Source organism: Natronospirillum operosum, from assembly GCF_004768465.1.
Taxonomy (GTDB): Bacteria; Pseudomonadota; Gammaproteobacteria; order Pseudomonadales; family Natronospirillaceae; genus Natronospirillum; species Natronospirillum operosum.
In genome coordinates, this window is sequence record NZ_SRMF01000011.1 from 16108 (window position 1) to 40869 (window position 24762).

General features: G+C 61.5%; 17 protein-coding genes. 9 read left to right on the plus strand and 8 right to left on the minus strand.

The genetic code is table 11. The annotated features are described in order from the left end of the window. Positions 1 to 24 precede the first annotated feature (24 nt). The 4 genes from E4656_RS17480 to betI are packed head-to-tail and all read right to left on the minus strand — an operon-like array spanning position 25 to position 4826. Complete coding sequence (locus tag E4656_RS17480) at positions 25 to 969, minus strand: choline ABC transporter substrate-binding protein (protein ID WP_135484607.1); 945 nt, start codon at positions 967 to 969, stop codon at positions 25 to 27. A 53-nt stretch (positions 970 to 1022) separates the two neighbouring features. Then, on the minus strand, positions 1023 to 2690 hold the full coding sequence (gene betA, locus E4656_RS17485; RefSeq protein WP_135484608.1) for a choline dehydrogenase: 1668 nt from the start codon (positions 2688 to 2690) through the stop codon (positions 1023 to 1025). A 40-nt stretch (positions 2691 to 2730) separates the two neighbouring features. After that, on the minus strand, positions 2731 to 4194 hold the full coding sequence (betB, locus tag E4656_RS17490; RefSeq protein ID WP_135484609.1) for a betaine-aldehyde dehydrogenase: 1464 nt from the start codon (positions 4192 to 4194) through the stop codon (positions 2731 to 2733). Then, a complete protein-coding gene (gene betI, locus E4656_RS17495) occupies positions 4191 to 4826 on the minus strand; it encodes a transcriptional regulator BetI (RefSeq protein ID WP_135484610.1) in 636 nt (211 codons plus the stop codon). The genes betB and betI overlap by 4 nt, the downstream gene beginning before the upstream one ends. Positions 4827 to 5277: 451 nt before the next feature. Here betI and gltB point away from each other — a divergent pair, with 451 nt between their 5' ends. The 9 genes from gltB to E4656_RS17540 all read left to right on the plus strand — a co-directional run bounded on the left by gltB (position 5278) and on the right by E4656_RS17540 (position 19333). Further along, complete coding sequence (gene gltB / locus E4656_RS17500; RefSeq protein ID WP_135484611.1) at positions 5278 to 9894, plus strand: glutamate synthase large subunit; 4617 nt, start codon at positions 5278 to 5280, stop codon at positions 9892 to 9894. 19 nt (positions 9895 to 9913) lie between these two features. After that, positions 9914 to 11398 carry a glutamate synthase subunit beta gene (locus E4656_RS17505; RefSeq protein WP_135484612.1) on the plus strand — a complete coding sequence of 495 codons (1485 nt, stop codon included), beginning with the start codon at positions 9914 to 9916 and terminating at the stop codon, positions 11396 to 11398. A 623-nt stretch (positions 11399 to 12021) separates the two neighbouring features. Beyond that, positions 12022 to 13653 carry a Na/Pi cotransporter family protein gene (locus E4656_RS17510; protein WP_135484613.1) on the plus strand — a complete coding sequence of 544 codons (1632 nt, stop codon included), beginning with the start codon at positions 12022 to 12024 and terminating at the stop codon, positions 13651 to 13653. A 199-nt stretch (positions 13654 to 13852) separates the two neighbouring features. Continuing rightward, positions 13853 to 14551, plus strand: coding sequence for a VWA domain-containing protein (locus E4656_RS17515; RefSeq protein ID WP_135484614.1), 699 nt, complete (start codon positions 13853 to 13855; stop codon positions 14549 to 14551). Between the two features lie 90 nt (positions 14552 to 14641). After that, positions 14642 to 15415: a DnaJ domain-containing protein gene (locus E4656_RS17520; RefSeq protein WP_135484615.1), complete on the plus strand. Its 774-nt coding sequence runs from the start codon at positions 14642 to 14644 to the stop codon at positions 15413 to 15415. Positions 15416 to 15427: 12 nt separating this feature from the next. After that, complete coding sequence (dinB, locus tag E4656_RS17525; RefSeq protein ID WP_135484616.1) at positions 15428 to 16480, plus strand: DNA polymerase IV; 1053 nt, start codon at positions 15428 to 15430, stop codon at positions 16478 to 16480. A 104-nt stretch (positions 16481 to 16584) separates the two neighbouring features. Further along, entirely contained in the window at positions 16585 to 17280 is a 696-nt protein-coding gene (locus E4656_RS17530; RefSeq protein ID WP_240754020.1) for a class I SAM-dependent methyltransferase, read from the plus strand. A gap of 105 nt (positions 17281 to 17385) precedes the next feature. Continuing rightward, entirely contained in the window at positions 17386 to 18738 is a 1353-nt protein-coding gene (gdhA, locus tag E4656_RS17535; protein WP_135484618.1) for an NADP-specific glutamate dehydrogenase, read from the plus strand. Between the two features lies 1 nt (position 18739). Beyond that, positions 18740 to 19333 carry a TVP38/TMEM64 family protein gene (locus tag E4656_RS17540; protein WP_135484619.1) on the plus strand — a complete coding sequence of 198 codons (594 nt, stop codon included), beginning with the start codon at positions 18740 to 18742 and terminating at the stop codon, positions 19331 to 19333. On the opposite strand, the gene E4656_RS17545 is transcribed toward E4656_RS17540, so the two are convergent. The 4 genes from E4656_RS17545 to E4656_RS17560 form a co-directional block, all read right to left on the minus strand. Then, positions 19302 to 20000 carry a TetR/AcrR family transcriptional regulator gene (locus tag E4656_RS17545; RefSeq protein WP_135484620.1) on the minus strand — a complete coding sequence of 233 codons (699 nt, stop codon included), beginning with the start codon at positions 19998 to 20000 and terminating at the stop codon, positions 19302 to 19304. The two genes, E4656_RS17540 and E4656_RS17545, sit on opposite strands and share 32 nt — an antisense overlap. An 82-nt stretch (positions 20001 to 20082) precedes the next feature. Next, entirely contained in the window at positions 20083 to 21444 is a 1362-nt protein-coding gene (locus E4656_RS17550) for a DUF1302 domain-containing protein (RefSeq protein WP_135484621.1), read from the minus strand. Next, complete coding sequence (locus tag E4656_RS17555) at positions 21441 to 22262, minus strand: outer membrane lipoprotein-sorting protein (protein ID WP_205849263.1); 822 nt, start codon at positions 22260 to 22262, stop codon at positions 21441 to 21443. Before E4656_RS17555 ends, E4656_RS17550 begins: the two co-directional genes overlap by 4 nt. Then, the gene (locus E4656_RS17560) at positions 22259 to 24613 is read right to left on the minus strand and encodes an efflux RND transporter permease subunit (RefSeq protein WP_135484622.1); all 2355 of its coding nucleotides are present in this window, start codon (positions 24611 to 24613) and stop codon (positions 22259 to 22261) included. Before E4656_RS17560 ends, E4656_RS17555 begins: the two co-directional genes overlap by 4 nt. Between the last annotated feature and the right edge of the window lie 149 nt (positions 24614 to 24762).

The following is a 24762-nucleotide window of genomic DNA, read 5'->3' on the forward strand; positions in this document are numbered from 1 at the left end:
CGGGCCGCCAGGCGGCCCGACCTGTTAGTGACCGAAGGCGGCGCGGGCCACCGGCAGGGCGTCCTCACCATCCACGGTCTGCACGCCGTCCAGCCAGGCCTCCAGAATACCCGGGTTGGCTTCCAGCCAGCTGCGAGCCGCTACCCGCGGGTCCTGGCCGTCGTTCAGGATGCCGGCCATGACTTCGTTTTCCATGTCCAGGGTGAATTCCAGATTGTGCAGGAAGGTGCCCAGGTTGGCGCATTCATCCACCAGGCCGGCGCGGGTATTGGTATAGACGGTGGCACCGCCGAAGTCCGGGCCGAACCAGTCATCGCCATCGGCCAGGTATTCCAGGTCGTGGTTGGCATTCATGGGATGCGGCTCCCAGCCCAGGAAGACGATCCACTCGTCGCGGCGCTCGGCGCGGGCCACCTGGCTCAACATGCCGGCTTCACTGGACTCCATCAGGCGGAAGTCGCCCAGCCCGAAGGCATCGGCGTCGATCATGTCCTGAATCAGGCGATTGCCATCGTTGCCTGGCTCGATGCCGTAGATGCGACCATCGAGTTCGTCGGCAAAGTCGGCAATGTTCTCGAAGCTGGTCAGGCCAGCCGCATAGACATTGCGCGGCACGGCCAGGGTGTACTTGGCCCCTTCGAGGTTGGCGCGAATGGTTTCTACCGAGCCGTCCTCGCGATAGGGCGCGATATCGGCTTCCATGGTCGGCATCCAGTTGCCGAGGAATACATCGATATCGTTGTTGCTCAGTGAGCGGTAGGTGACCGGCACTGACAGCACCGTATCATTGGCTTCATAACCGATGGCTTCCAGCACCTCGGAGGTCAGTGCTGTGGTGGCAGTAATATCGGTCCAGCCGACATCGGAAAACTCTACTGTGCGGCATTGGTCGCTGACGGCCAGAGCCTGGCCGGTGAGTGTCATGGTGGCCAGAGTCACGCTGGCCAGAATCAGTGGTCGTGTAGTCATTGTCGTGATCCTCATTTTTCTCTCTTGTATGTCGTTGCGGTTGTCGGACTCTGTCATCTTTGTTTGTTCTGGTATTCGGGGTGAATCCAGACCGGCGCGTCCGCAGGCGCCAGAGGCTGCCGACCACGAATATGGTCGGCGCATTTCTCGGCCAGCATGATGGTCGGGGCATTGAGATTGCCGCTGACGATGCTGGGCATGATGGAGGCATCGACCACCCGCAGGTTCTCGATGCCGTGTACCTGGGCCTGCTCGTTGACCACGGCCATGGCATCGTCGGCACTGCCCATGCGGCAGGTGCAGGACGGGTGATAGGCGCTGTCCGCATGCTGGCGCACAAAGGCGTCGATCTCGGCGTCGGACTGGCACTCCGGTCCCGGTTGCAGCTCTTCGCCACGGAAGGGCTTGAAGGCGTCCTGGGCAAAGATCTCCCGGGTCAGCCTGACGCTTTGGCGCATTTCCCAGCGATCACGCTCGGTGCTGAGCAGATTGGGCTGGATGATTGGGTGCGCCAGCGGGTCGGCGGATTTCAGTTTCAGCCAGCCGCGGCTCTCCGGGCGCATGGGGCCGACATGGGCCTGATAGGCATGCAGTTCGGGGTCCTTGCGGCCGTGATCAATGACCTGCGAGGGCAGGAAGTGATACTGGATATCCGGATGTTTCACGCCGGGCTCGGAGCGAATGAAACCGCCGGCTTCCAGGTGCGCCGAGCGACAGGCGCCCCAGTCATGATTCAGGAACCACTGCATGCCGGCCAGCACCATGCCGGGCTGGGTAGTGTACTTGTACAGCGTGATCGGTTCCTTGCAGGCCTGCTGGACATAGAGTTCCAGATGGTCCTGCAGGTTCTGGCCGACGCCGGGCAGGTCCTGTTGCACCTCGATGCCGTGCTCGCGCAGATGTTCAGCCGGGCCGATGCCGGACAGCATCAGCAACTGCGGTGAATTGATGGCGCCACCGCTGACGATCACTTCGCGTTCGGCCCGGACGCGCAGTGTCTTGCCGTTCTGTACATACTCCACCCCAACGGCGCGCTGCCCTTCGAACAGGATGCGGGTGGTCATGGCGCCGGTTTCAGCGGTCAGGTTCGGGCGTGAGAGGGCAGGGCGCAGGTAAGCCTGCGCGGCGCTCCAGCGCTTGCCCTTGCGGATGGTCATGTCCATCTTTCCGAAGCCTTCCTGCTGGTAGCCGTTCATGTCGTCGGTCAGTGGGTAGCCGGCCTGTTGCGTGGCTTCCAGAAAGGCATGAAACAGCGGATTGGGCTCATCGCCAGTATGCACGCTGAGTGGACCGGTATCGCCGCGCCAGTCGTCACCGCCCTGCTCGCGACTTTCTGCCTTGCGGAAATAGGGCAGCACATCGGCATAGGTCCAGCCGGTGGCGCCTTCGTCGTGCCAGCGGTCATAGTCGAGTGCATGGCCGCGGATGTAGACCATGGCGTTGAGTGCGGAACCGCCACCCCAGACCTTGCCGCGCGGCCAGTACAGCCGGCGATTGTCCATATGGGCCTGGGGCTCGGTGTGGTAATACCAGTTGTATTTGGCATCACGCAGGTTGTACATCAATGCCGCCGGCATGTGGATTTTCCAGGTGTCGTCGCGGCGGCCGGCTTCCAGTACCAGCACCTGGCTGTCCCTGTCTTCGGTCAGCCGGGCGGCAAGCACACAACCGGCGGAGCCGGTACCCACAATCACGTAATCAAAACTGCGGTCGAATTTCATAGGGCGCTGTTCACTGTTCTCCAGGAGGTACCGAGGTCTGTCAAAACGGGGCTTCCACCGGCCCCATGCCGACGTAGACCGATTTGATCTGGGTGTAATGCGCCAGGGTGGCGCGGCCGTTCTCGCGGCCCAGGCCGGACAGCTTGTAACCGCCGACCGGCATTTCAGCCGGTGATTCGCCATAGCTGTTGAGCCAGCAGATGCCGGCCTGCAACTGGTGAATCACCCGATGGGCACGCTGGATATCGCGGGTGAACACGCTGGCGGCCAGGCCGTAATCGGTGTCATTGGCACGGCGGATGGCTTCGTCTTCATCGTCAAACACCAGCACGGCCATCACCGGGCCGAAAATCTCTTCACGCACAAAGGTCATGTCATCTGTACAGTCGGTGAAAACCGTGGGTGCCACGAAGTAGCCGTGGGCACAGGCGCCGTCGGTAATGCGATGACCTCCGATGGCCAGGGTGGCGCCTTCGGTCTGAGCCGATTCGATATAACCCAGTACCTTTTCCATGTGGCGTTCGGAAATCAGGGCGCCGAGATTGGTCTCCGGGTCCATCGGGTCGCCGGCCACAATGTTGTCACGAGTGCGTTGCAGCAGGCGTTCCATGAAGGCGTCGTAAACCGAGCGCTGCACGAAGACCCGGGTGGTGTTGGTACAGATTTCACCCTGGGTATAGAAATTCGACAGCATGGCGGCCGAGACCGCGTCATCCAGGTTGGTATCGTCGAACACCAGCATGGGTGACTTGCCGCCCAGTTCCATGGTCACCTGCTTCAGGGATTTGGCCGCATCCCCCATGACGGTGCGCCCGGTGCCGGACTCGCCGGTGAATGACACCTTGGCAATATCAGGATGGCCGGTCAGCATCTGGCCGGCCCGGTAGTCGCCCTGGATGACATTGAAAACACCATCCGGCACCCCGGCTTCCTGGAAGATACGCGCCAGCTCCACGGCACCGCGCGGTGTCTCCTCGGACGGCTTGTAGATCATGCTGTTGCCGCAGGCCAGGGCGGGCGCTGCCTTCCAGCAGGCTATCTGCAGCGGGTAGTTCCAGGCGCCGATGCCGGCACAGATCCCCAGGGGCTCGCGGCGGGTGTAATAAAAATCGCCGCCCAGATCCTGAGTGGCGCCTTCCAGTCCCGGAGCCTCGCCGGCAAAGAATTCGATGGCGTCGGCGCCGGTCTGTACATCGACGGCGCTGGCTTCCTGCCATGGCTTGCCGGTATCGATCACTTCAAGGCGTGCCAGCTCGTCATTGCGCTCGCGCAGCAGATCGGCCGCACGACGCAGAATACGACTGCGTTCCATGGCAGAGAGCGCGGACCAGGCCACGAACCCCTTGCGGGCCGCCTGTACGGCGGCTTCCATCACGGCTTCATCGGCCTGTTCCACCCGATAGGCCGTCTTGCCAGTGGCGGGGTTGGTGACCGCAAAGGTTTCGCCGCCGGCATTGCTTAGCGGCTGGCCATCAACCCAGGATGTCAGAACCGTATCATTCATCGTGTTGCTCCAGATTGCGCAGGGTAGGTATCAGTGGGCTCGTGTTCGGCACCGGCATGGATGGCCTGATCGATATAGGCCTTGCAGAGTTCGACTGCCTGCGTATGGCCGATGCGCCCTTCGCTGAGTGCGGTGCGCAGCCAGAAACCGTCGATCATGGCCGCTATGGTATGAGCCGTGCCGGACACTGCGTGCGCCGGCAAGAGGGGGCGCAGGCTGTGCACCAGATTGGAGTAGAGACGTCGTTCATTGACGCGCTGCAGGCGGGCCAGGTCCGGCGAATGGGCTGCCTGTGACCAGAAGATCAACCAGGTACGGGCGGATTTGGACTGCGTCTGCACACCGGAGAAGTTCGCATCCACAATCGCCTGCAGGCGACCTTCCGGAGTGCGCGGGTAGTCGGCCATGAAGCGTCGCATATCGTTGCGCAGCTCGGTCAGCAGGTGGCGCATGGTGGCTTCCAGCAGGCCCTGCTTGCCCCCGAAATAGTGGCTGACAATACCGACCGACAGGCCGGAAGCTGCGCTGATGCGGCCTATAGTGGTGCCCTGAAAGCCATGGTCTTCGATCACCCGCAGCGTGGCTTCGATCAGTTGACGGCGGCGGATGGGTTCGACATTGAATCTCGGCATAAAATAGAAAGTCCGTGCAGCGTCAGACGAAAATTGAATTGATATTCAGTTGATTGAACGTTCATTCAATTATTGTAGCCAGACGAGACCACCAGGGTCAAATTGGGTTCATTTGCTGTGCAATGATTGTGATTTTTTGTAATTTATACCGTTATAAACAAAAAAGTGAGCCTGAAAGCCCGGGCTACAGCCTGTGCCTGCCTGAATTCATTTCGTTGCCTGTGATAGGTTAGCGCACCGTTTTGGCGCAGTTACCTGTCTGGTGACTGCGGGCGAATGACCCTGATACAAGAACGCGAATGGTCGTCAGGGGGCATCCGAAAAAAGTGACGTCTGCGCAAGGTCCGGAAAGTATTTTTGATGCCTGGCTTTGCGGGACAGCAGTTTTCAGATGTTCCCGGTCGGTCGCAAGGGTCCGCCAGCCTGGCCCGGCAACAGAGGATTGAAGGTTATGAAGCACGACAACCAGCAGCACGATTACCGCCATGGTCTCGGCCTGTACCGGCCGGAGCTGGACCACGACAGCTGTGGCATCGGCTTTGTCGCCAACCTGAAAGGGCGACGCAGCCATGACATCATCGAGAACGCCCTGTCCATGCTGACCTGCATGGAACACCGAGGCGGTACCGGCTATGACGTCAAAAGCGGTGACGGCGCCGGTATCCTGATCCAGATTCCGCACGAACTGCTGCAGGATGAGCTGGCTGGCCAGGGCATTGAGCTGCCAGCGCCCGGTGCCTATGGCGCCGGCATGATTTTCTTTCCCCAGGATGCCAGTGCGCGCGAAGCCTGCCGCAGCATTATCAACCAGAGTATCGAGAAACTGGGCCTGACGCTGCTGGGCTACCGCGAAGTGCCGACCGACAACAGCACACTCGGGCAGGCAGCGCTGGACAATGAACCGAAGATCGAGCAGGTCTTTGTCGTGGCGCCGCAGAATCTCGAGCAACAGGTCCTCGAGCGTAAACTGTACATCCTGCGCAAGCACACCGCAGCTGTTGTGCGCCGTGAAGTCGCAAACGTGGAAGACCATTTCTATATTGCGTCGCTGTCGACCCGCACCATGGTCTACAAGGGTCAGTTCACCACCGCCCAGGTGCGTGAATACTATCTGGATCTGCAGAACGAAAAGTCGATGACGGCACTGGCGATGCACCACAGCCGGTTCTCGACCAACACCTTCCCGGCCTGGCGCCGGGCCCAGCCGTTCCGCTATCTGTCGCACAATGGCGAGATCAACACCGTCAAGGGCAACATCAACTGGATGCGCGCCCGTGACGATCTGCTGTCCAGCGATGTCTTCACCGATGAAGAGCTGGCCATGCTCAAGCCCATCTGTGACCACACCCAGTCGGATTCCGCCAACATGGATCTGGTGATCGAACTGCTGGTGCTCAGCGGCCGGCCGCTGGAAAAGGTCATGATGATGGTGATTCCGGAGGCCTGGCAGCGGCAGGAAGACATGGAGCCCATGAAGCGGGCCTTCTATGAGTACTATGCCTGCATCATGGAACCCTGGGACGGCCCCGCCTCGGTCAGCTTCACCGATGGCCGGGTGATCGGCGCCACGCTGGACCGCAACGGCCTGCGCCCGTCGCGCTATCTGGTTACCGAGGACGACACCATCGTCATGGGCTCCGAAACCGGGGCGCTGGTGGTGGACCAGTCCAAAGTGAAAATGAAAGGCCGCCTGCAGCCCGGCAAGATCTTTATTGCCGATCTGGAGGAAGGTCGCATCATCAGTGATGATGAAGTAAAGGAAGGCGTCTGCTCCAGCCAGCCCTATGGCGAGTGGCTGGCGAAGAACAAGATTGTGCTGGACGATCTGCCGGCGTCCAATATCGAGGAGCGCCCGCACGGCCCGAAAAGCCTGCGCCGTCGTCAGCAGGCGTTTGGCTATTCGCAGGAGGACCTCAGTGTCATCCTGACACAGATGGTGGGTACCGCCAAGGAGCCGCTGGGCTCGATGGGTGCTGACAACCCTCTGGCCGTGCTGTCGGATCAGCCGCAGCATCTGGCCAACTATTTCAAGCAGTTCTTTGCCCAGGTGACCAACCCGCCGATCGATCCGATCCGCGAAGAGATGGTCATGTCGTTGCAAACCTTTGTCGGCAAATCGCTGAACCTGCTGGACGAAACGCCGGCGCATTGCCGCATGGTCGAAATCAAGCAGCCGGTGCTGACCAATGAACAACTGCGCAAGCTGCAGCACATTGATCACAAGCGCTTCCAGTCGGCCACCATCGACATTACCTTCCGGGCCACCGGCAAACCGGGTGAACTGAAGCGCGCTCTGGACCGGGTGTGCCGCCATGCGCGCGATGCAGTGGAAGACGGCTATTCGATTCTGGTATTGAGTGATCGCAAAGTCAGCACCGACCATGCCGGCATTCCGTCGCTGCTGGCCGTGGGGGCCGTGCACCACTTCCTGATCCGCGAAGGGCTGCGCTCGCACACCGGCATCGTGGTCGAGGCCGGTGATGTGCGCGAAACCCATCATTTTGCCACGCTGCTGGGCTATGGCGCGGCAGCCGTCAATCCCTACATGGCCTTCGAGTCACTGTATGACCTGCGTGACAGCGGTGCCGTGGAGGAGGACTGGAGCAATGAAGAGCTGGTCAGCCGCTTTACCAAGGCGGTCAATGGCGGCCTGCTGAAGATCTTCTCCAAGATGGGCATCTCGACCCTGCAGTCCTATCAGGGGGCGCAGATTTTTGAGGCCCTGGGGCTCAGTTCCGAAGTGATCGACCACTACTTTGCCGGCACCATCAGCCGCATCGAAGGCATCGGTCTCGACGAGATCGCCGAAGAGCGACTGCTGACACATCGTCTGGGCTATCCAAACATCGACAATGCCCCGGACAACCTGATACTGCGCAGTGGCGGTGACTACAGCTGGCGCAAGGATGGCGAACGCCATCTGTTCAGCCCCAAGGTCATTCGGCTGCTGCAGCACTCCAGTGCGCGCAATGACCGCGACCTGTTCCGCGAGTACGAACAGACAGTCAATAATCAGGCGACCGAGGCCTACACGCTGCGCGGCCTGCTGGATTTCAAATCCGACCGGAAATCGATTCCGCTGGATGAGGTCGAGCCGGCAGAGAGCATCTTCAAACGCTTTGCCACCGGCGCCATGTCGTTCGGTTCCATTTCCTGGGAGGCGCATACCACGCTCGCCATTGCCATGAACCGCATCGGCGGCAAGAGCAACAGCGGCGAGGGCGGTGAAGACCCGGTGCGCTTCAAGCCGCTGGACAATGGCGACTCCATGATCTCGCGCATCAAGCAGGTGGCGTCCGGTCGCTTTGGCGTGACCAGCCACTACCTGACCAATGCCGATGAACTGCAGATCAAGATGGCACAGGGCGCCAAGCCCGGTGAGGGCGGCCAGTTGCCGGGCCACAAGGTGGATGCCTGGATCGGTCGCACGCGCCTGTCCACGCCCGGGGTCGGCCTGATTTCACCGCCGCCGCACCATGACATCTACTCCATCGAGGATCTGGCGCAACTGATCTATGACCTGAAGAACGCCAACCGCGACGCCCGGGTCAACGTCAAGCTGGTATCGCTGGCCGGCGTGGGTACTATCGCTGCGGGCGTCACCAAGGGCTATTCCGATGTGGTGCTGATTGCTGGCCATGACGGCGGCACCGGTGCCTCACCGCTGAGCTCCATCAAGCATGCCGGTCTGCCCTGGGAACTGGGCGTGGCCGAGGCACACCAGACGCTGGTCGCCAACCGCCTGCGCAGTCGCGTGACGCTGCAGGCCGACGGCCAGATGAAGACACCGCGTGACCTCGCCATCGCCACCCTGCTGGGGGCCGAGGAATGGGGTGTGGCCACCGCTGCGCTGGTAGTGGAAGGTTGCATCATGATGCGCAAGTGCCACACCAACACCTGTCCGGTCGGCATTGCCACCCAGGATCGGGTGCTGCGCGGACGTTATGAGGGTCAGGTCGAACATGTGGTGAACTTCTTCACCATGATGGCCGAGGGCCTGCGCGAGATCATGGCCGAACTCGGCTTCCGCAGCATCGAGGAGATGGTGGGCCAGAGTCAGGTGCTGAAGGTGCGCGACAACCTGAGCCACTGGAAATTCAAGCATGTGGACCTGTCGCCGCTGCTGGTCAAGGCCGAACCGGTGAACGGCGATACGCTGTACAAGTCGGTGGAGCAGAAGCATCTGATTCACGACATCATCGACCGCAAGCTGATGCGGGATGCCGAACCAGCGCTGGAACAGCAGCAGAAGGTGACACTGGACTACGGCATTCGCAATACCGACCGCAGTGTCGGTGCCATGCTGTCCAACGAGATCTCCAAGCGCTACGAAGCCGACGGCCTCCCGGACGACACCATTCATGTGAAGTTCAACGGCTCGGCCGGTCAGAGCTTCGGCGTCTTCATGGCGCGTGGTGTGACCTTCGAGCTGGCGGGAGATGCCAATGACTACTTCGGCAAGGGGCTTTCGGGTGGCCGGATGATTGTCTACCCGGACGAGAAAGCAACATTTGCCGCGCGTGACAACATCATTGTCGGCAATGTGGCCTTCTTCGGTGGCACCAGTGGTGAAGCCTTTATCCGCGGTCAGGCCGGCGAGCGCTTCTGTGTGCGCAACTCGGGTGTGACGGCGGTGGTCGAGGGCGTGGGCGACCACGGCTGTGAATACATGACAGGTGGCAAGGCGATCATTCTGGGCGAGACCGGGCGCAATTTCGCGGCCGGCATGTCCGGTGGCGTGGCCTATGTGCTGGACCGGTCCGGCGCCTTTGCCAGCCGCTGCAACATGGAAATGGTGAAGCTGGGTCCGGTGGAAGAGGCCGACGAGATCGCCGAACTGAAAGACTGGATACAGAAGCATTACGACAATACCGGTTCCGATGTGGCCGCCGAGGTACTGGCGAACTGGGAACGCTCGGTGCAGGAGTTCGTGCGGGTCATGCCCGTCGACTACGAACGCATGCAGGGCTACATGCAACAGGTGCGTGAAGAGAAGCAGCTTGACGACGAGTACGAAGTCGCCGTCGAGGCGTTTGACATGCACCTGAAGCAGATGGCTGCCCACTGAGCGACGGAGGATTACAACCATGGGTAAAGTGACTGGATTCCTGGAATATGGCCGTGAACTGCCGGCTGATCGCGACCCCAAGGCGCGGCTGATCGACTGGCAGGAAATCCACACCGAGATGCCGGTGGAGGAGATCCGCCAGCAGGGTGCGCGCTGCATGGACTGCGGGGTGCCGTTCTGCCACTCGGGTGAATCGGCCGAGGCGCCCCAGGTGGGCGGCTGCCCGGTGAACAACCTGATTCCCGAGTGGAATGACCTGATTTACCGCAATCGCTGGCGCGAGGCGCTGGACCGGCTGCACAAGACCAACAACTTCCCCGAATTCACCGGTCGGGTCTGTCCGGCGCCGTGCGAGGATTCCTGCGTGCTGGGCATCAACCAGCCGCCGGTGACCATCAAGCACCACGAGAATGCCATCATCGAACGCGGCTTCGAGGAAGGCTGGGTGCAGCCGGAGCCGCCGAGCGAGCGCACCGGCAAGTCGGTGGCGGTGATCGGCTCCGGCCCGGCCGGGCTGGCCGCAGCTGCCCAGCTCAACTCTGTAGGCCATTCGGTTACCGTCTTCGAGCGTGCCGACCGCATCGGTGGTCTGCTGATGTACGGCATTCCGAACATGAAGCTGGAAAAGCACATTGTGGATCGCCGCATCGACATCCTGCGCGCAGAGGGCATCGAGTTCCGCGTCAATACCGAGGTGGGCAGGGATGTCACGGCCGAACAGTTGCAGGCTGATTTCGATGCCGTGCTGCTGGCCACCGGCGCCACCAAGCCGCGCGATCTGCCGATCGAGGGACGGGACCTGGAGGGTGTGCACTTCGCGATGGATTTCCTGGGGCCGAACACCAAAAGCCTGCTCGACAGTGATCATGAAGACGGGAACTTCATTTCCGCCAGGGACAAGCATGTGGTCATCATCGGCGGCGGTGACACCGGTACCGACTGTGTGGGCACCTCGCTGCGCCACGGCTGCAAGAGCGTGACGCAACTGGAGATCATGCCCAAGCCGCCGCTGGAGCGCGCGCCGGACAACCCCTGGCCGGAATTCAAGCGCACGCTCAAGGTCGACTATGGTCAGGCCGAGGCGATTGCGGTGCAGGGTGAAGACCCGCGTCAGTATCTGCAGCTGACGCAGAAGCTGAGCGGCGAGAACGGCCAGGTAAAGAAACTGCATCTGACCGGCATCGAGTGGAAGAAAGATGAGAACGGCCGTATGGGGCCGCAGCCGGTTGAGGGCAGTGAGCGTGAGCTGGACGCCGATCTGGTGCTGCTGGCCATGGGCTTTCTGGGCCCGGAGCAGCCGCTGCTGGAGCAGTTCGGTGTCGATACCGATGCGCGGTCCAATGCCAACGCGGGCTACGGCGACTACCGCACCAGTGTCGATGGCCTCTACGCCGCCGGCGACTGCCGACGCGGGCAGAGCCTGATCGTCTGGGCCATCAACGAAGGCCGCGAAGCCGCCCGCGAGATCGACCGCGATCTTATGGGCGCCACCATGTTGCCCTGAGCCACATCTGTGGGCTGTGGGCCCCTGGCCACGCATACTTATAATGGTTGCCAAGTAGTAAAGGGTGCCAATGCCGCCTGATGGCGGGGTGCCCTGACCGCAGACACGCAAAAAACGTCGTCCCTGACAGCTCGACTCCGCACATCCCTGTGCGGAGACGGTCTGCGGTCAGGGCACCGCCGCCCGGCGGCCGCACCATCAGTGGCTACTTTCTACAGGCGGCTGGCGCCGCCATCGGCCAGGAGGCTGGCCTCCTACGAAATTCAGGCACCCATCGTAAGGTAGGAGCGCACCCCGTGCGCGATTGGCCAAGGCGGTCTCCAAGCATAGGCTCTTCTACGGGCTGTGCGGTCCGACGTTTCGGGGCTTGCTCACGCATGCGTGGCCAAGGGCCACAGCCTACGGTACGGTGGCACGTATGGAGTCGCCTGCCTGGTATGAGTTTTTTGCGTGTCTCACAGGCATGTGCCCGAGCTTGGCGACGGTCCGATTGGCAAGGGCATCACGCGGCACCGGCCCCAGTACACCTGTGTGGACGCAGCACACGGCCTGCAGACGCGTGCACCACAGGACAGCCAACCTGACGCCTGCTATCATTGTCCTTTTGGCGATGAAAGGATCTCATGACCGCATTTCTTGAACTTGCCGGTGCCGTTGCCCTGTTGCTGTGGGGCATTCGCATGGTGCAGACCGGCTTCAGTCGACTGCTGGGCAGCAAGCTGGAGCGAGTGCTGCGGCGCGCCACCCGAACGCGGCCCCAGGCTTTTTCCGTGGGTGCCGGCAGCGCCCTGATGCTACAGTCCTCGACCGCAGTCGTGCTCATGATCGCCGGCTTCGCATCCTCCGGCATGATGACCGTCAGCGCCGCCCTGGCCACTGTACTGGGCGCCGAGCTGGGTGCCAGTATCGCCGCCCTGATCCTGAATCTGGATGTGCGCGTGCTCGCAGCACCCCTGCTGTTCCTCGGCTACATGCTGTTCATTACCAGCCAGAATCGCGTCAACAAGCATATCGGCCGGATCGTTATCGGGCTTGGTCTGGTCCTGCTCGCGCTGACCCTGATCAGTCGCGTTACTTCCGTCCTGCATGACAGCGAACTGCTCAGCGTCGTTCTCGATACCGTGGCCGCAGACAGTTCACTGGCCCTGATTCTGATGGCCCTGCTGACCTGGCTGATACATTCGACGCTTGCCGTCATCCTGATTCTGGCCCAGTTTGTTCAGGACGGTGCCATCGATCCGGGGCTGGCCCTGGTGCTGATTCTGGGGGCCAATCTGGGTGGTGCCATGCCGGCTCTGGTGGCCGGCTGGGCGATGAAGGGTGCCGGGCGTGGCGTAGTGGTAGCCAACCTGGGCTTCCGGACCTGTGTCGTGGTGGCCGGCATGATTCTGCTCTGGGTGGCGGAAGCACCGGTATTGGACCTGCTGCCGGAGGGCGCCCAGGGGATAGTACTGTTCCACTTCGCACTCAACCTGGTTGCAGGCCTGATCCTGCTGGCCGGGCTGCCGCTCATTGTGCGCCGGGCCGAGCCGCGGATGCTGGCCGGGGAGAAGAAGCGCTTTTCCATCAATGAGCAGGGCCATCGCACCATCTACCTGTCTGCAAATGACCGGCAGAACCCGGATCGGGCGCTGGCCAATGCACGCAATGAAGCACTGCACATCGCCGACATCGTCTACAAGATGCTGAACTACAGCCTGGAAGCCCTAAAGGACCCGGAAGTGGTCCGGCAGATTCGCCTGCTGGATGATGATATAGACAACCTCCATCGGGAGGCTCTGCTGTACATTGTCTCCATCGAGGAAGACAAGGACGAAGAACTGCAGGCCCTGCTGCGCAAGCGCAGCAACCGCATTATCGACTTCATGACCAACCTGGAACACATAGGCGACATTATCGAGTCCAGTCTGATGCACCTGGCCAACACCAAGCTGCGCCAGAACATCGAGTTCAGCCCCGAGCAGCGCAAGACCATTGCGCGCCTGCACGAAGAACTCGTCGATGCTTTCCGTCTCTCGCAGGCCGTGTTCACCAGTGACAGCGAGCAACTGGCCAAGGAACTGCTGGCGACCAAGCGCACCTACCGGGCGGATATCCTGCGGCAGCGTCGCAAGCATATCGAGGGTCTCACCGGTGGCGTCGGAGACAACATGGAAGCCACGCAGGTGTTTATGGATATTCTGCGTGACCTGCAGCGGATCAGCTCGCATCTGACGGCGGTGTCCTATCAGGTGCTGGGGCAGCCGAAGGCCTAGCAAGTTGTGAGTCGAAGGTTGTGAGTTGAAAGTGAATTTAGTCGACTGTCATCTGTCGACTAATACCAACTGTCTACCGTTGACCCCCGCAGGCCTGGGCCCCCGCAGAGTAAAGTCTCGGTGAGGGTCGACCTGCCCGGTGGGCAAGCGGGCACGGAAACACTATTCTTTACAGATCATGAGTAGCAATGGGAATGTCATGTCTGACAAGTCACTGCGTCCCAAGTCCGACAGTACGGCCATCGACCAGTTCATCAATGAAGTGCGCACCATGCCGCAGAGCGGCGGCACGGGTCAGGGCCGCCTGATATTCGCGCTGGATGCGACCGCCAGCCGTGAGCCCACCTGGGATCAGGCCTGTGATCTGCAGAGCGAACTCTTTTCTGCCACCCGGGATCTGGGCGGGCTGGCCATCCAGCTCTGCTACTACCGGGGCTATGGTGAATTCAAGGCCACCCGCTTTGTCAGTCAGACGGATCAACTGCTGCAGTTGATGAATGGGGTCCGTTGCCTGGGCGGGCGCACCCAGATCGGCCGTGTACTGAGCCATGCCGCCGCCGAGACTCGTGATACACCGGTGAAAGCCGCCATTTTCATTGGCGACTGCTGTGAAGAGCCGGTCGATCAGCTGTGCCACACCGCCGGCGAGTTGGGCATGCTGCGCACGCCCGTGTTCATGTTTCATGAAGGGCATGACGCGCACGCCAAAGCTGTCTTCGAGCAGATCAGCAAACTGTCCGGCGGCGCCTATGTGCCGTTTGATCGCAGCAGCCCCAGGGTGCTGAAGGAACTGCTGGCGGCGGTGGCGGTCTATGCGTCTGGCGGCAGCCGGGCGCTGGAAGATTTCTCCCGGCGCGGCAGTGCGGATGTGAAACGGCTGACGCAGCAGATTCGCTGAGTGACGGAACCGCCTGACTGCACTGACGCCGGCGCTACATCGGGTTACACTCTCCCTGTCCATATTGTCTGATTGCACGGAGAAAACCGTTTGCCGCTCATCCTGTTTGCTCTCCTGATGGCCTTTGCCGGCTGGGTCTATATGCGTGCCCAGCCACCGGGTCAGCGCCGGCAGGCGCTGATCAAGGTACTGGTGGCCTGCGCCCTGGTCGGAGTGATCTTTCTGGCTCTGACTGGCCGTCTGCATCTGGTGTTCGGTCTGCTGGCCGCCATGGTGCCTTTCCTGCGGCGTCTGCTGCCGGCGTTTCTGCTCGGGCGCATTTTCCGCGGTGGTATCCCGGGTGGCATGGGTGGCGGTATTCCCGGCATGGGCGGGGGGCGCAGTCAGCCCAAGCCGGGCAATCAGTCCAAGGTCACTACCGATGTGCTGGAGATGGCACTGGACCATGACAGCGGCGAGATGCAGGGGCGAGTGCTGCAGGGCCCCATGGAGGGTCGCGAACTGGTGAGCCTGGGTGAGTCCGACTTTATTGAACTGCTGCAGTTCTGCCGCCAGCGGGATGCCGACTCGGCCCGCCTGCTGGAAACCTACCTCGACAAGCGTTTTGGCGACAGCTGGCGTGCCGACGACCCGCAACAGGGTGCGGGGGCGGGCCAGCAGGAAGAACAATCGGGTTCTGCCTCGGGCGGTGGCCCGATGAACCGCCGCGAGGCGCTCGACATCCTCGGCCTGGAAGAAGACGCTACGCGCGACGACATTGTCATGGCGCACCGACGGCTGATGCAGAAGTTGCACCCGGATCGCGGGGGCAGTGACTGGTTGGCGGCGCGGATCAACGAGGCCAAGAAGATTCTGCTCGACTGAGCGGGGCCTGTCATGCGCAAGATACTGCACAGTGATGCCGACTGCTTCTACGCCGCCGTGGAGATGCGCGATTTCCCGCAGTACCGGGGCATCCCGCTGGCCGTGGGCGGTTCGGCTGACGGCCGCGGTGTGATCGCCACCTGCAACTATGAAGCCCGGGCCTATGGTGTTCACTCTGCCATGTCCAGTGCGCGCGCACTGCGTCTGTGTCCGCATCTGACGCTGGTGCGCGGTCGCATGGACGTCTACAAGACGGTGTCCCGGCAGATCTTTGATATCTATCGCCGTTATACCGACCTGATCGAGCCGCTGTCGCTGGATGAAGCCTTTATGGATGTCAGTCACAGCACAGCCTGCCAGGGCAGCGCCACCCGCATGGCGGAAGCCATTCGGGCTCAGGTACTGGCCGAGGTCGGCCTGACCGTTTCCATTGGCGTGGCGTCCAACAAGTTTCTCGCCAAGATAGCCAGTGACTGGAACAAGCCCGACGGGCTGAAGGTGATCCTGCCGCAGGAGGTGGAAGCCTTTGTACATGACCTGCCGGTCAGCAAGCTGCACGGGGTGGGCAAGCGAACGGCGGAGAAACTCCATGCTCAGGGGCTGTTCACCTGCGGTGATATCCGCAAGCTCAGCCTGCAGACCATGTTGGAACGCTTTGGCAGCTTTGGTCAGCGTTTGCATGAACTGGCTCACGGGCGCGATGAGCGACCGGTCAAGGTCAGCCGGGAGCGCAAGTCGATCAGCACCGAGCATACCTACCGGGAAGATCTGCCTGACCTGGCCGCCTGTCAGGACCGGTTGCCGGAACTGATCGAGGACCTCACGGCACGCTATGCCCGGCTGCAGGGCTACCGTATCCAGGGCGCTCTGGTGAAGGTGAAGTTTGCCGATTTCACCCAGACCACGGTGGAGCACAGCCACCCGAAGCCGGATGATGCCCTGTTCGAGCAATTGCTGCAGGAAGGCTGGGCCCGCCGCGCCATGCCGGTGCGCCTGCTCGGCGTGGGGTATCGGCTGCAACAGCCGGGGGAAGGCGCACCGACGCAGTTGAAGCTGTTCGAATAGATTTTAGTCGACGGTCGACTGTCGACTGTGGACTGTCGACTGTGGACTGTGGACTGTGGACCGATATGCTACCCTTTGGCCAAATGCCAAACTCGGTCAGCGCAGTGACCCATTCCGCCGCCACGCTTCATTCTCCGGCCCCCGACGCCTGCACGCTCTGCGGTTCGCAGCGGCTGTCGCTGTATCATCAGGACAGCCGGCGCATCTACTGGGTGTGTGAGACATGCAGCCTGGTACAGGTGCCGAAGCCATTCTGGCTGTCTGCAGCGGCAGAAAAAAAAGAATATGACCAGCATGACAATCGCCCTGATGACCCGGGTTACCGGCGCTTCCTGTCACGTACACTGAACCCGGTCCGTGAACGGGTTGCGCCGCCGGCCAGCGGTCTTGATTTTGGCTGTGGTCCCGGCCCGGCCCTGGCCCGTATGTTCGAGGAAGCGGGCTATGACATGGCCCTGTACGACCTGTTTTATTATCCGGACGAGTCGGTGCTGACTCGGGAGTATGACTTTATTACCGCCACCGAGGTGCTGGAACATCTGCATGACCCTGCTGCCTGGCTGCAGCGCCTGTGGCAATGCCTGAAACCCGGTGGGGTGCTGGCCGTGCAGACCAAGCGAGTGGTCAGTCAGGCACACTTTGCAGGCTGGCACTATACCCGGGACCCGACCCACGTCATCTTTTTCAGCATCGCGACGTTGCAGTGGCTCTCCCGGCGCTGGCAGGCCCCGGTTCGCCTGACCCACCCTGATGTGGCGCTGTTCGAAAAACCGCACAAGCAGCAGATGGGTGACAAATGACAGTGTACTGAGTGCCCGGTTGCCTGCTTTAATTCTGTCGGCCGTCTACTGTCGACTTGCACCGCCTCCGATGCCCAAATTCATGGAGACTCACAGGAATTTCCTATGCCCTATGTTGAAGACACCCTGAATCGCCTGAAGAAAAGCAGCCCGGCCGAGAGCGAATTCTTTCAGGCGGTTGAGGAGGTACTGGATACCTTGCGACCCTTGCTGAACGACAACCCGCAGTACCAGCGTGAAGGTATCATTCAGCGCATTGTGGAACCGGAACGGCAGATCATGTTCCGCGTCAGCTGGGTGGACGATGACGGACAGGTTCAGGTCAACAAGGGCTATCGGGTGCAGTTCAACTCGGCCCTTGGACCCTACAAGGGCGGCCTGCGTTTTCATCCGTCAGTCAATGCCAGCATCATCAAGTTTCTGGGCTTTGAGCAGATTTTCAAGAATGCGCTGACCGGGCTGGCCCTGGGCGGTGGCAAGGGCGGCTCCGATTTCGATCCGCGCGGGCGCAGTGATCTGGAAATCATGCGTTTCTGCCAGTCCTTCATGAATGAGCTGTGGCGTCATGTCGGTGCCACCACGGATGTACCGGCCGGGGATATCGGTGTCGGGGCGCGCGAGATCGGCTATATGTTCGGCCAGTACAAGCGACTGACGACACGGTTTGACGGCGTGCTGACCGGCAAGGGTCTGCTGTGGGGTGGGTCCGAGGGCAGGGTGGCGGCCACCGGCTATGGCTGCGTCTATTTTGCCGAGAACATGCTGCAGGCCCGGAATGACACGCTGAAAGGCAAACGTTGTCTGGTCTCCGGGGCCGGCAATGTGGCCATTCATACGGTGGAAAAGCTGTATGATCTGGGCGCCGTGCCAGTCACCGTCACCGATTCACGTGGCACGCTGTATCACCAGGATGGCATTGACCTGAAGCTGCTCAAAGAGCTGAAGATAGAGCGTCGGGTCAGCCTCAAGTGTTATCTGGATGATCATCCGGATGCGGACTATACCCCGGCCGATGAATATCCGGATGACGGTCATGCCGTCTGGCGGTACAAGGCTGAGGCAGCCTTCCCCTGTGCCACCCAGAATGAACTGACCCGGGCCGATGCCGAAGTGTTGCTGGGCAATGGCTGTGTCTGCCTGGCCGAGGGCGCCAACATGCCCTGCGAGGCGGAGGCAGTGGCGCTGCTGCAGGATTCGAAAGCAGCCTATGGGCCGGGCAAGGCGGCCAATGCGGGTGGCGTCGCAGTCAGTCAGCTCGAAATGGCGCAGAATGCCAGCATGCAGGCCTGGCCGCTCGACAAGGTCGATCGGCGTCTGCAGGGCATCATGCGGGATATTCATGATCGGGCCAGCGCGGCGGCTGAGCATTTTGGTTCGCCGGGTGATCTGGTGGTCGGGGCCAATATTGCCGGTTTCCGACGCGTGGCAGATGCCATGATCGAGCAGGGAGTGCTATGAGGTGAAAAGCTGGCTGCGGGGGCAGGGACGCTATGCTGCTCTGATTGCATGGGCCTCTGTGGCTGCACTGGCGCTCAGCCTGTTTCTGCTGTTCCGGCATCGCCTGTCGGCAGATCACCTGAGCCTGTGGTTCAATGACAACCTGCTGGTGGCCAGTCTTGTCTACACGCTGATTCTGTCACTGCGTGGTCTGTTCCTGATTCCCAGCACACCCTTGCTGTTCATGGGTATTGCTGTCTTTCCCCCGGTCTGGGTCTGGTCCCTCAACATGATCGGCATTCTGACCTCATCGGCCATTGTCTATGTCATGGTGCGTGGTTTCGGTTTCGACTATCTGGTGCGGGAACGCTACGCAGCGCGGGCACGCCAGCTCAGCCGGTTGATGGAAAAGCATGGGGAGCCGGTGATCATAGGCTGGAGCTTTTTCCCGGCGGTACCGACCGATGTCATTATCTACTGTGCCGCCACGCTGCGCCTGTCACTGGTGCGCTGTCTGGTGGCGGTGGGTATCGGAGAGGGCATACTGATTACCTTCTATGTCGCCGGCGGGAATCAGTTGATGGCTATGCTGGGGATGGGGGGTGTCGCTCAATAAGCGGGATGCCTGTGCGCAGCCCGGCCAGGGTCAGATCCACCAGATGATCCAGCATGCGGTAGCAGCCATCACAGTCGCGTGCATTGAGGTCTTCCGGCCAGTTGTGGCAGTAGATGATGGCTTCGACCGTGGATGATTTCAGCAGTGTAGTGATGCCATGCACCATGGACCAGGCGCTGAGGCTGGCGATGGCCGCCTGATAGTCATCCGGCTGCTGTCCCTGCTGCTGCAGAAAACCCACGATTTCCTCGCGCAGCAGTTCTTCGCCGCGACCGCCGGCGACCATGAATTCTTCAGTCAGCCGCTCCAGATCGGGCACCCAGTTGAAGACCAGATTGAACAGAGCCGGGTGGACCGAGGAAAAGGCCAGATAGGCATGGGCCATGGCACGAATGCGCTGTTCGGGCTGGTCAGCGGGAATATCCTTCAGGGCATCGGCGAGAAAGCTGTCGAATTGGCTGAGGGCGGCTGATTTGAGGTCCACCAGCAGGGCGGTCTTGTCGGCAAAGTGATTATAGGCTGCCGTCGGCGTGACCCCGACGCTGCGGGCCAGACCCCGCAGGCTCAGGCTCTCCAGGCTGTCTTCCTGAAGCTGTTTCATGGCGGCCTTGATCAGGGCCGTTTTCAGGTTGCCGTGGTGGTACCCGCGTTTGCAGCTAAAGACCATCCAGACGCTCTCCGCACCGTTCTCTGTATCAGAGAGCAGTTTAACAGAATAGCGGCGCAACTTCCCTGTTGCGCCCACCCTCTTAGGGCAACCAGCGGACGCGGAAGATTACGGCATCCTGCTGGCGAAACGGGTCCAGCAACTGATCATCATCGGCCACATAGGCCACGCCGGTGGCCTCCAGATTCCAGTGATCACTGAGGTCCCATTGGGCGCCCACACGCAGCAGGCCACCCTGGTCCGCACCCAGATGCGCAGCCTGGCCTTCCAGCGTCAGCCGGTCGCTGAAAGACTGATGGCTGGCGCGCAGTGACTGCGCCCAGTGCCACTCCGACTGGCGCACGTCGGCAGGGCGATCTGGAGTCCAGGTCAGGGCGGCCTCGCCGGTCAGGGTAAGATTGCGCCAGCCGCTGAAATCGGCTCCCCACATGGCCCGCCACTGGTCGGCCTGCGGCCATGCTGCCACCGGCTGTTCCGGCACCAGCGGTACATCGGTATGCAGTGCCTGCTCGGTGCGCCAGACCCAGTTGCCGCGGCTGTGCTGCAGGCCAGCGCCCAGAACCCGGTTGCGGGGCATCTGCAGGCGCAGTTCCGACGGCACGGGCTGCCCACCAATCATCTCGGTGCGCACTTCAACAGGGGCAGGCTGAAAGGCATTGACGTCGGCAGCAATCAGTTGCAGGTCGGTGCCGGGCCATCGATGCTGCCAGCGCAGGGCCAACCCGGCCGGGTTGTCGGCATCAATGGTCTTCACATCAGCACCGGCATTGCGCAGGCCGGTCCAGGGGTCAAAATCGTCACCGGCAGCAGGTTGCCTGTGCGGCTGGTCATTCCAGAACACCACGGCGTCCAGACTGTGCCACTGGGCCTGCAACGCCGGCACCGGCAGGCGCAGGTCGTCCAGACTGGCCTGGCCGGGCCAGCGTTCGTCCCGCCGGCCCGCCACGTCGATGACATTCAGTGTTTCGGCCTCACCCCAGGCCAGGGTTTGGTAGCCACCGCGCAACCACAGGTCGCCCCAGGTCCGGGACACATGGGTGTCGCGCAGGCGCCATTGCCAGCGCCGGGCGTCTTCCTGATCATCCGTGAAGTCGTAACCGGGCCAGTCCAACTGATCACGGGTGTCCGGCAGCCAGTCATGGATCAACGCGCCCGAGGCCTGCAGTCGCCAGGCGCCAATGCGATGATTGGCCTGCCCGAACAGTTCGGTTTCAAACCGCGTCCAGTCCGCCTGGTCACGGCTGAAGCCGGGGTCCGGGTCGGCCAGGCCGAAGGCGGCCTGCTGCTGGATCCAGAACCGGTAGCTGATCGAGCTCCCCGGCGTGGACTGCGGTGTCGAGCGCGTGGACACATCGCCGAAGAAATCATCCGCCTGCACCGACACTGACAGCAGGGGGGCCAGCAGCAACGGGGTCAGCAGTCGGGGCAGCGTGAGCAGGCTCATTCCAGCCCCCTTTCCATGGCCCGGGTGGTGAACAGATCGGCATCACTGTGGCTGTTGTACTCGATGTGACTGATGGACAGCACACTGGAGTGCTCGCGCTCGCCATTACGAGTGGTCACCATCTGCAGCCGCAGCGGGGTCCAGATGCCGTCGATCTCCGTCAGCTCCGAGGCGCTGAAGTACTTGCTGCGGTCGGAGTCGGCCAGCCAGTACTGACCACGGATCAGCACCAGATTGTCCTGTCGTACCCAGATCCGGGCGCGCTCGTAGCCGGTTTCCTCCAGCACCTGGTCGGCATGGTCGGGGTGCGGCACGGCCTCCAGATGCCACACCGGGTGATCGTTGACGGTCTGGCTGTCGTCCAGCAACCGGTATTGCCACCAGTCGATCTCCATACCATCCATGTCGGAATAGCTGAAGTCGCTGCCCATGAAGGCACCGGCCCGGTCACCAGCAGCCACGCGCCGGACCTGGCCCAGCGCCGGCAGGTACAGCCAGGCATCATTGTCGGCTCCGTCATGGTCATGGCTCAGATAGGACGTGCCTGCCACATCGGCCGGAGAGCGAAAAAACACAATGGACTTGCTGGTGCCCTCGGCTTCCAACTCGTACATCACCAGGTCGCGCACGCGCTCACGTTCGCGGCGGTCGATCAGGATCAACTGTGCCTCGGCATGTGACGAGTCACCGGTATAGCGATTGTCCACCTGCGTCATGATGTCGCGGGCTTCGGGCGTTTCAGCCTGTGCCGACAGCACTGTGGCCATCAGGGCGGCCAGCAGCAGAACGAGCATGAGTCGGGTTGTGAGAATGATCATGAGACCTCCTTGGTCAGGGCGGGGGGAGAATAGGTTGGAGTGTCGGAGCGGTCTGTCGCTGCGCGATCGACCCAGTGCAGGACGGCTGGCAGGAATATCAGGTCGCCGATCAGGGCCAGGGCCATGATGGTGGCGGCGAACAGACCCACATAGATATAGGGCACGAAGGAGCCGAGCAGCATGACGCTGAAACCGATGATCAGCACGATGGAGGTGAAGATCACCGCCCGGCCGGACTCGGTCATGGCCCGCAGAATCGCCGGGTAGGTGCTTTCCCCTGACCGCCGCGCGGTCAGATAGCGGTTCATGACATGGATGGCGTCATCCACCGCTATACCCATGGTCATGGCACCCACGACCATGGTGCCCAGGTTGAGCGGTATGCCGAGCAGCACCAGCAGCGAGCCGGTCATGATGATGGGCACCACGCTGGGCACCAGGGCGATCAGCCCGTACTTCACCGAGCGGAACAGCACCATGAAGCTGAGTGCAATGATCAGCAGCGCGATCATGAAGGAACGGAACATGCCCTCGGCGATGTAGAGGTCCTGCGCGTTGTACATGACCAGGCTGCCGGTCAGTTGCACGGGCAGTTCGGCATGCTGCTCCTGCAGGTGCCGACTGACGCGCTGCAGAAACTCGCTGGTGGCGCTGGCCGGCATGTTCAGCACCGGCACGCTGAGCCGCAGGTACTGCTCGTCAAAGTCCTTGATGTCGCTCAGATCTTCTTCCGGGCCGGTATTGTCATACAGAAACAGCAACTGAGCCGCCATCTGGCGGTTGTCCGGCAGTTGGTAGTGTGCCGGGTCGTCCTCGTTCAGGGCCTGATTGGTGGTACGCAGGAAGTCGACCAGGGTGTTGACATTTCCTGTCTCCGGCTGGGCTTCGAGCCAGGTCTGGAGGTCGGCAAACTGCTGCAGAAACGCGGGCTCGTGAATGCCGCCTGGTGTGCCGCTGTCCACAATGATGTCGATATTCTGAATACCGTTGTAGGTCTCGTTGAAGTACAGCAGATCGGAGCGGGTCGGGTTGTCCTGCTTGAAATAGGTGATGAAGTTGGAGTCCACCTCAATGCGCGGCACGATGGCCAGACTGGTGACCAACAGCCCGCCGCCCAGTGCCAGCAGGCTTCGACGATGGCGCAGCGTGAACCCGGGCACCCAGTGCGTGAAGCGGGCAATGGCGCCTTCGGTCATGATGCGCTCAGTACGGATCGAAAAGGCGCTGACGTGGCTGAGGAGGGCCGGAAACAGCGTCATGGACAGCAGGAACAGTGTCATGGCACCGACGGCGCCCAGCCAGGCAAACTCCCGCACCGGCACCAGTTGCGTCACGCTCAGGGCGAGGAAACCGGCGGCCGTGGTCAGGGCCGTATAGAAGGTCGGCGTCCACAGCTTGCGCACCATGGCGGCGGCTGCCTCCGGCGGGGCCAGACCCTGAGCCCGCTGATGGAAGAAGGTGACCAGAACATGCACGGACAGCCCGACGCCGATAATGATCAGGGTCGGGATCAGTGCCGACTCCACCACTGTATGCGGCCAGCCCATCAGGCCCTGAAAGCCGCTGACCAACAGGATGGCGGTACCGATGATGGTCCAGGGCAGCAGGGTGGCGACAATGGAGCGGAAGCTCAGCCACAGCAGCACAATCATGACCAGTGCCATCAGCGGATTGAGCCAGGCCTGGTCGCGTTTGCTCAGGGTTTCAAACTGTTCCGTGAACACCGGCTGCCCGCTCAGATGCACCGAGTGCTCGGCGATGCTCAGGGTGTCCGAATCCAGAAAGGTGCGCAGTGCCTGTACCAGTTCGACCTCCAACTGGCCGCCATTGGATTCGTAGCGGGTGCGGGCCACCACGCGCGTATGCTGCAGGTCCTCGGTGACCAGGGTACCCAGCGCCATGGGCTGCTGGCGGATGATCGCGCGCGCACGGTCCAGCGCGTCGGTCGACTCCAGACTGGTGATGACGTCGTCGGTGGCCAGCATGCCGCTGCCGGAGTGGGTGTGCTGATAGCGCGTCAGCGAACGGACCTGAGTCACCTCCGGGCGGCGCTCCAGAAACCGGGTGACCTCCTCGATCAGCGTCAGCGTGTCGGGGTGGAAGACGTCCTGCTGATGCGCCGGCACGCGGACACTGACAGACAGATACTCCGGGTCTCCGAACAGATCGATCAGGTTGTTGTAGGCCACCAGATTGGGGTCACCCTCGAGGAAAAACAGTTCATTGGAATTGTCGTAGTAGAGTTGGCTGATGGGCCAGAAAGCCAGACCACAGAGCAGGATGACCCCGCCAATGATGGCATGGCGCAGGCGCAGCACCCACTCCGACCAGCTTCGTATAAAGTCTTGCATGATTTCTCCCTGTCGATATTTACTCTGTTAACTTTATGCCGAGTTAACACTGTAAACTTAATGTTGTAAACATTTTTTTGAAACTGCCTTGTCAGGATGCGAGTCAGAGGCTAATGCTTCCTGTAACTGGAAGGTCAAGAGGTTGCCTG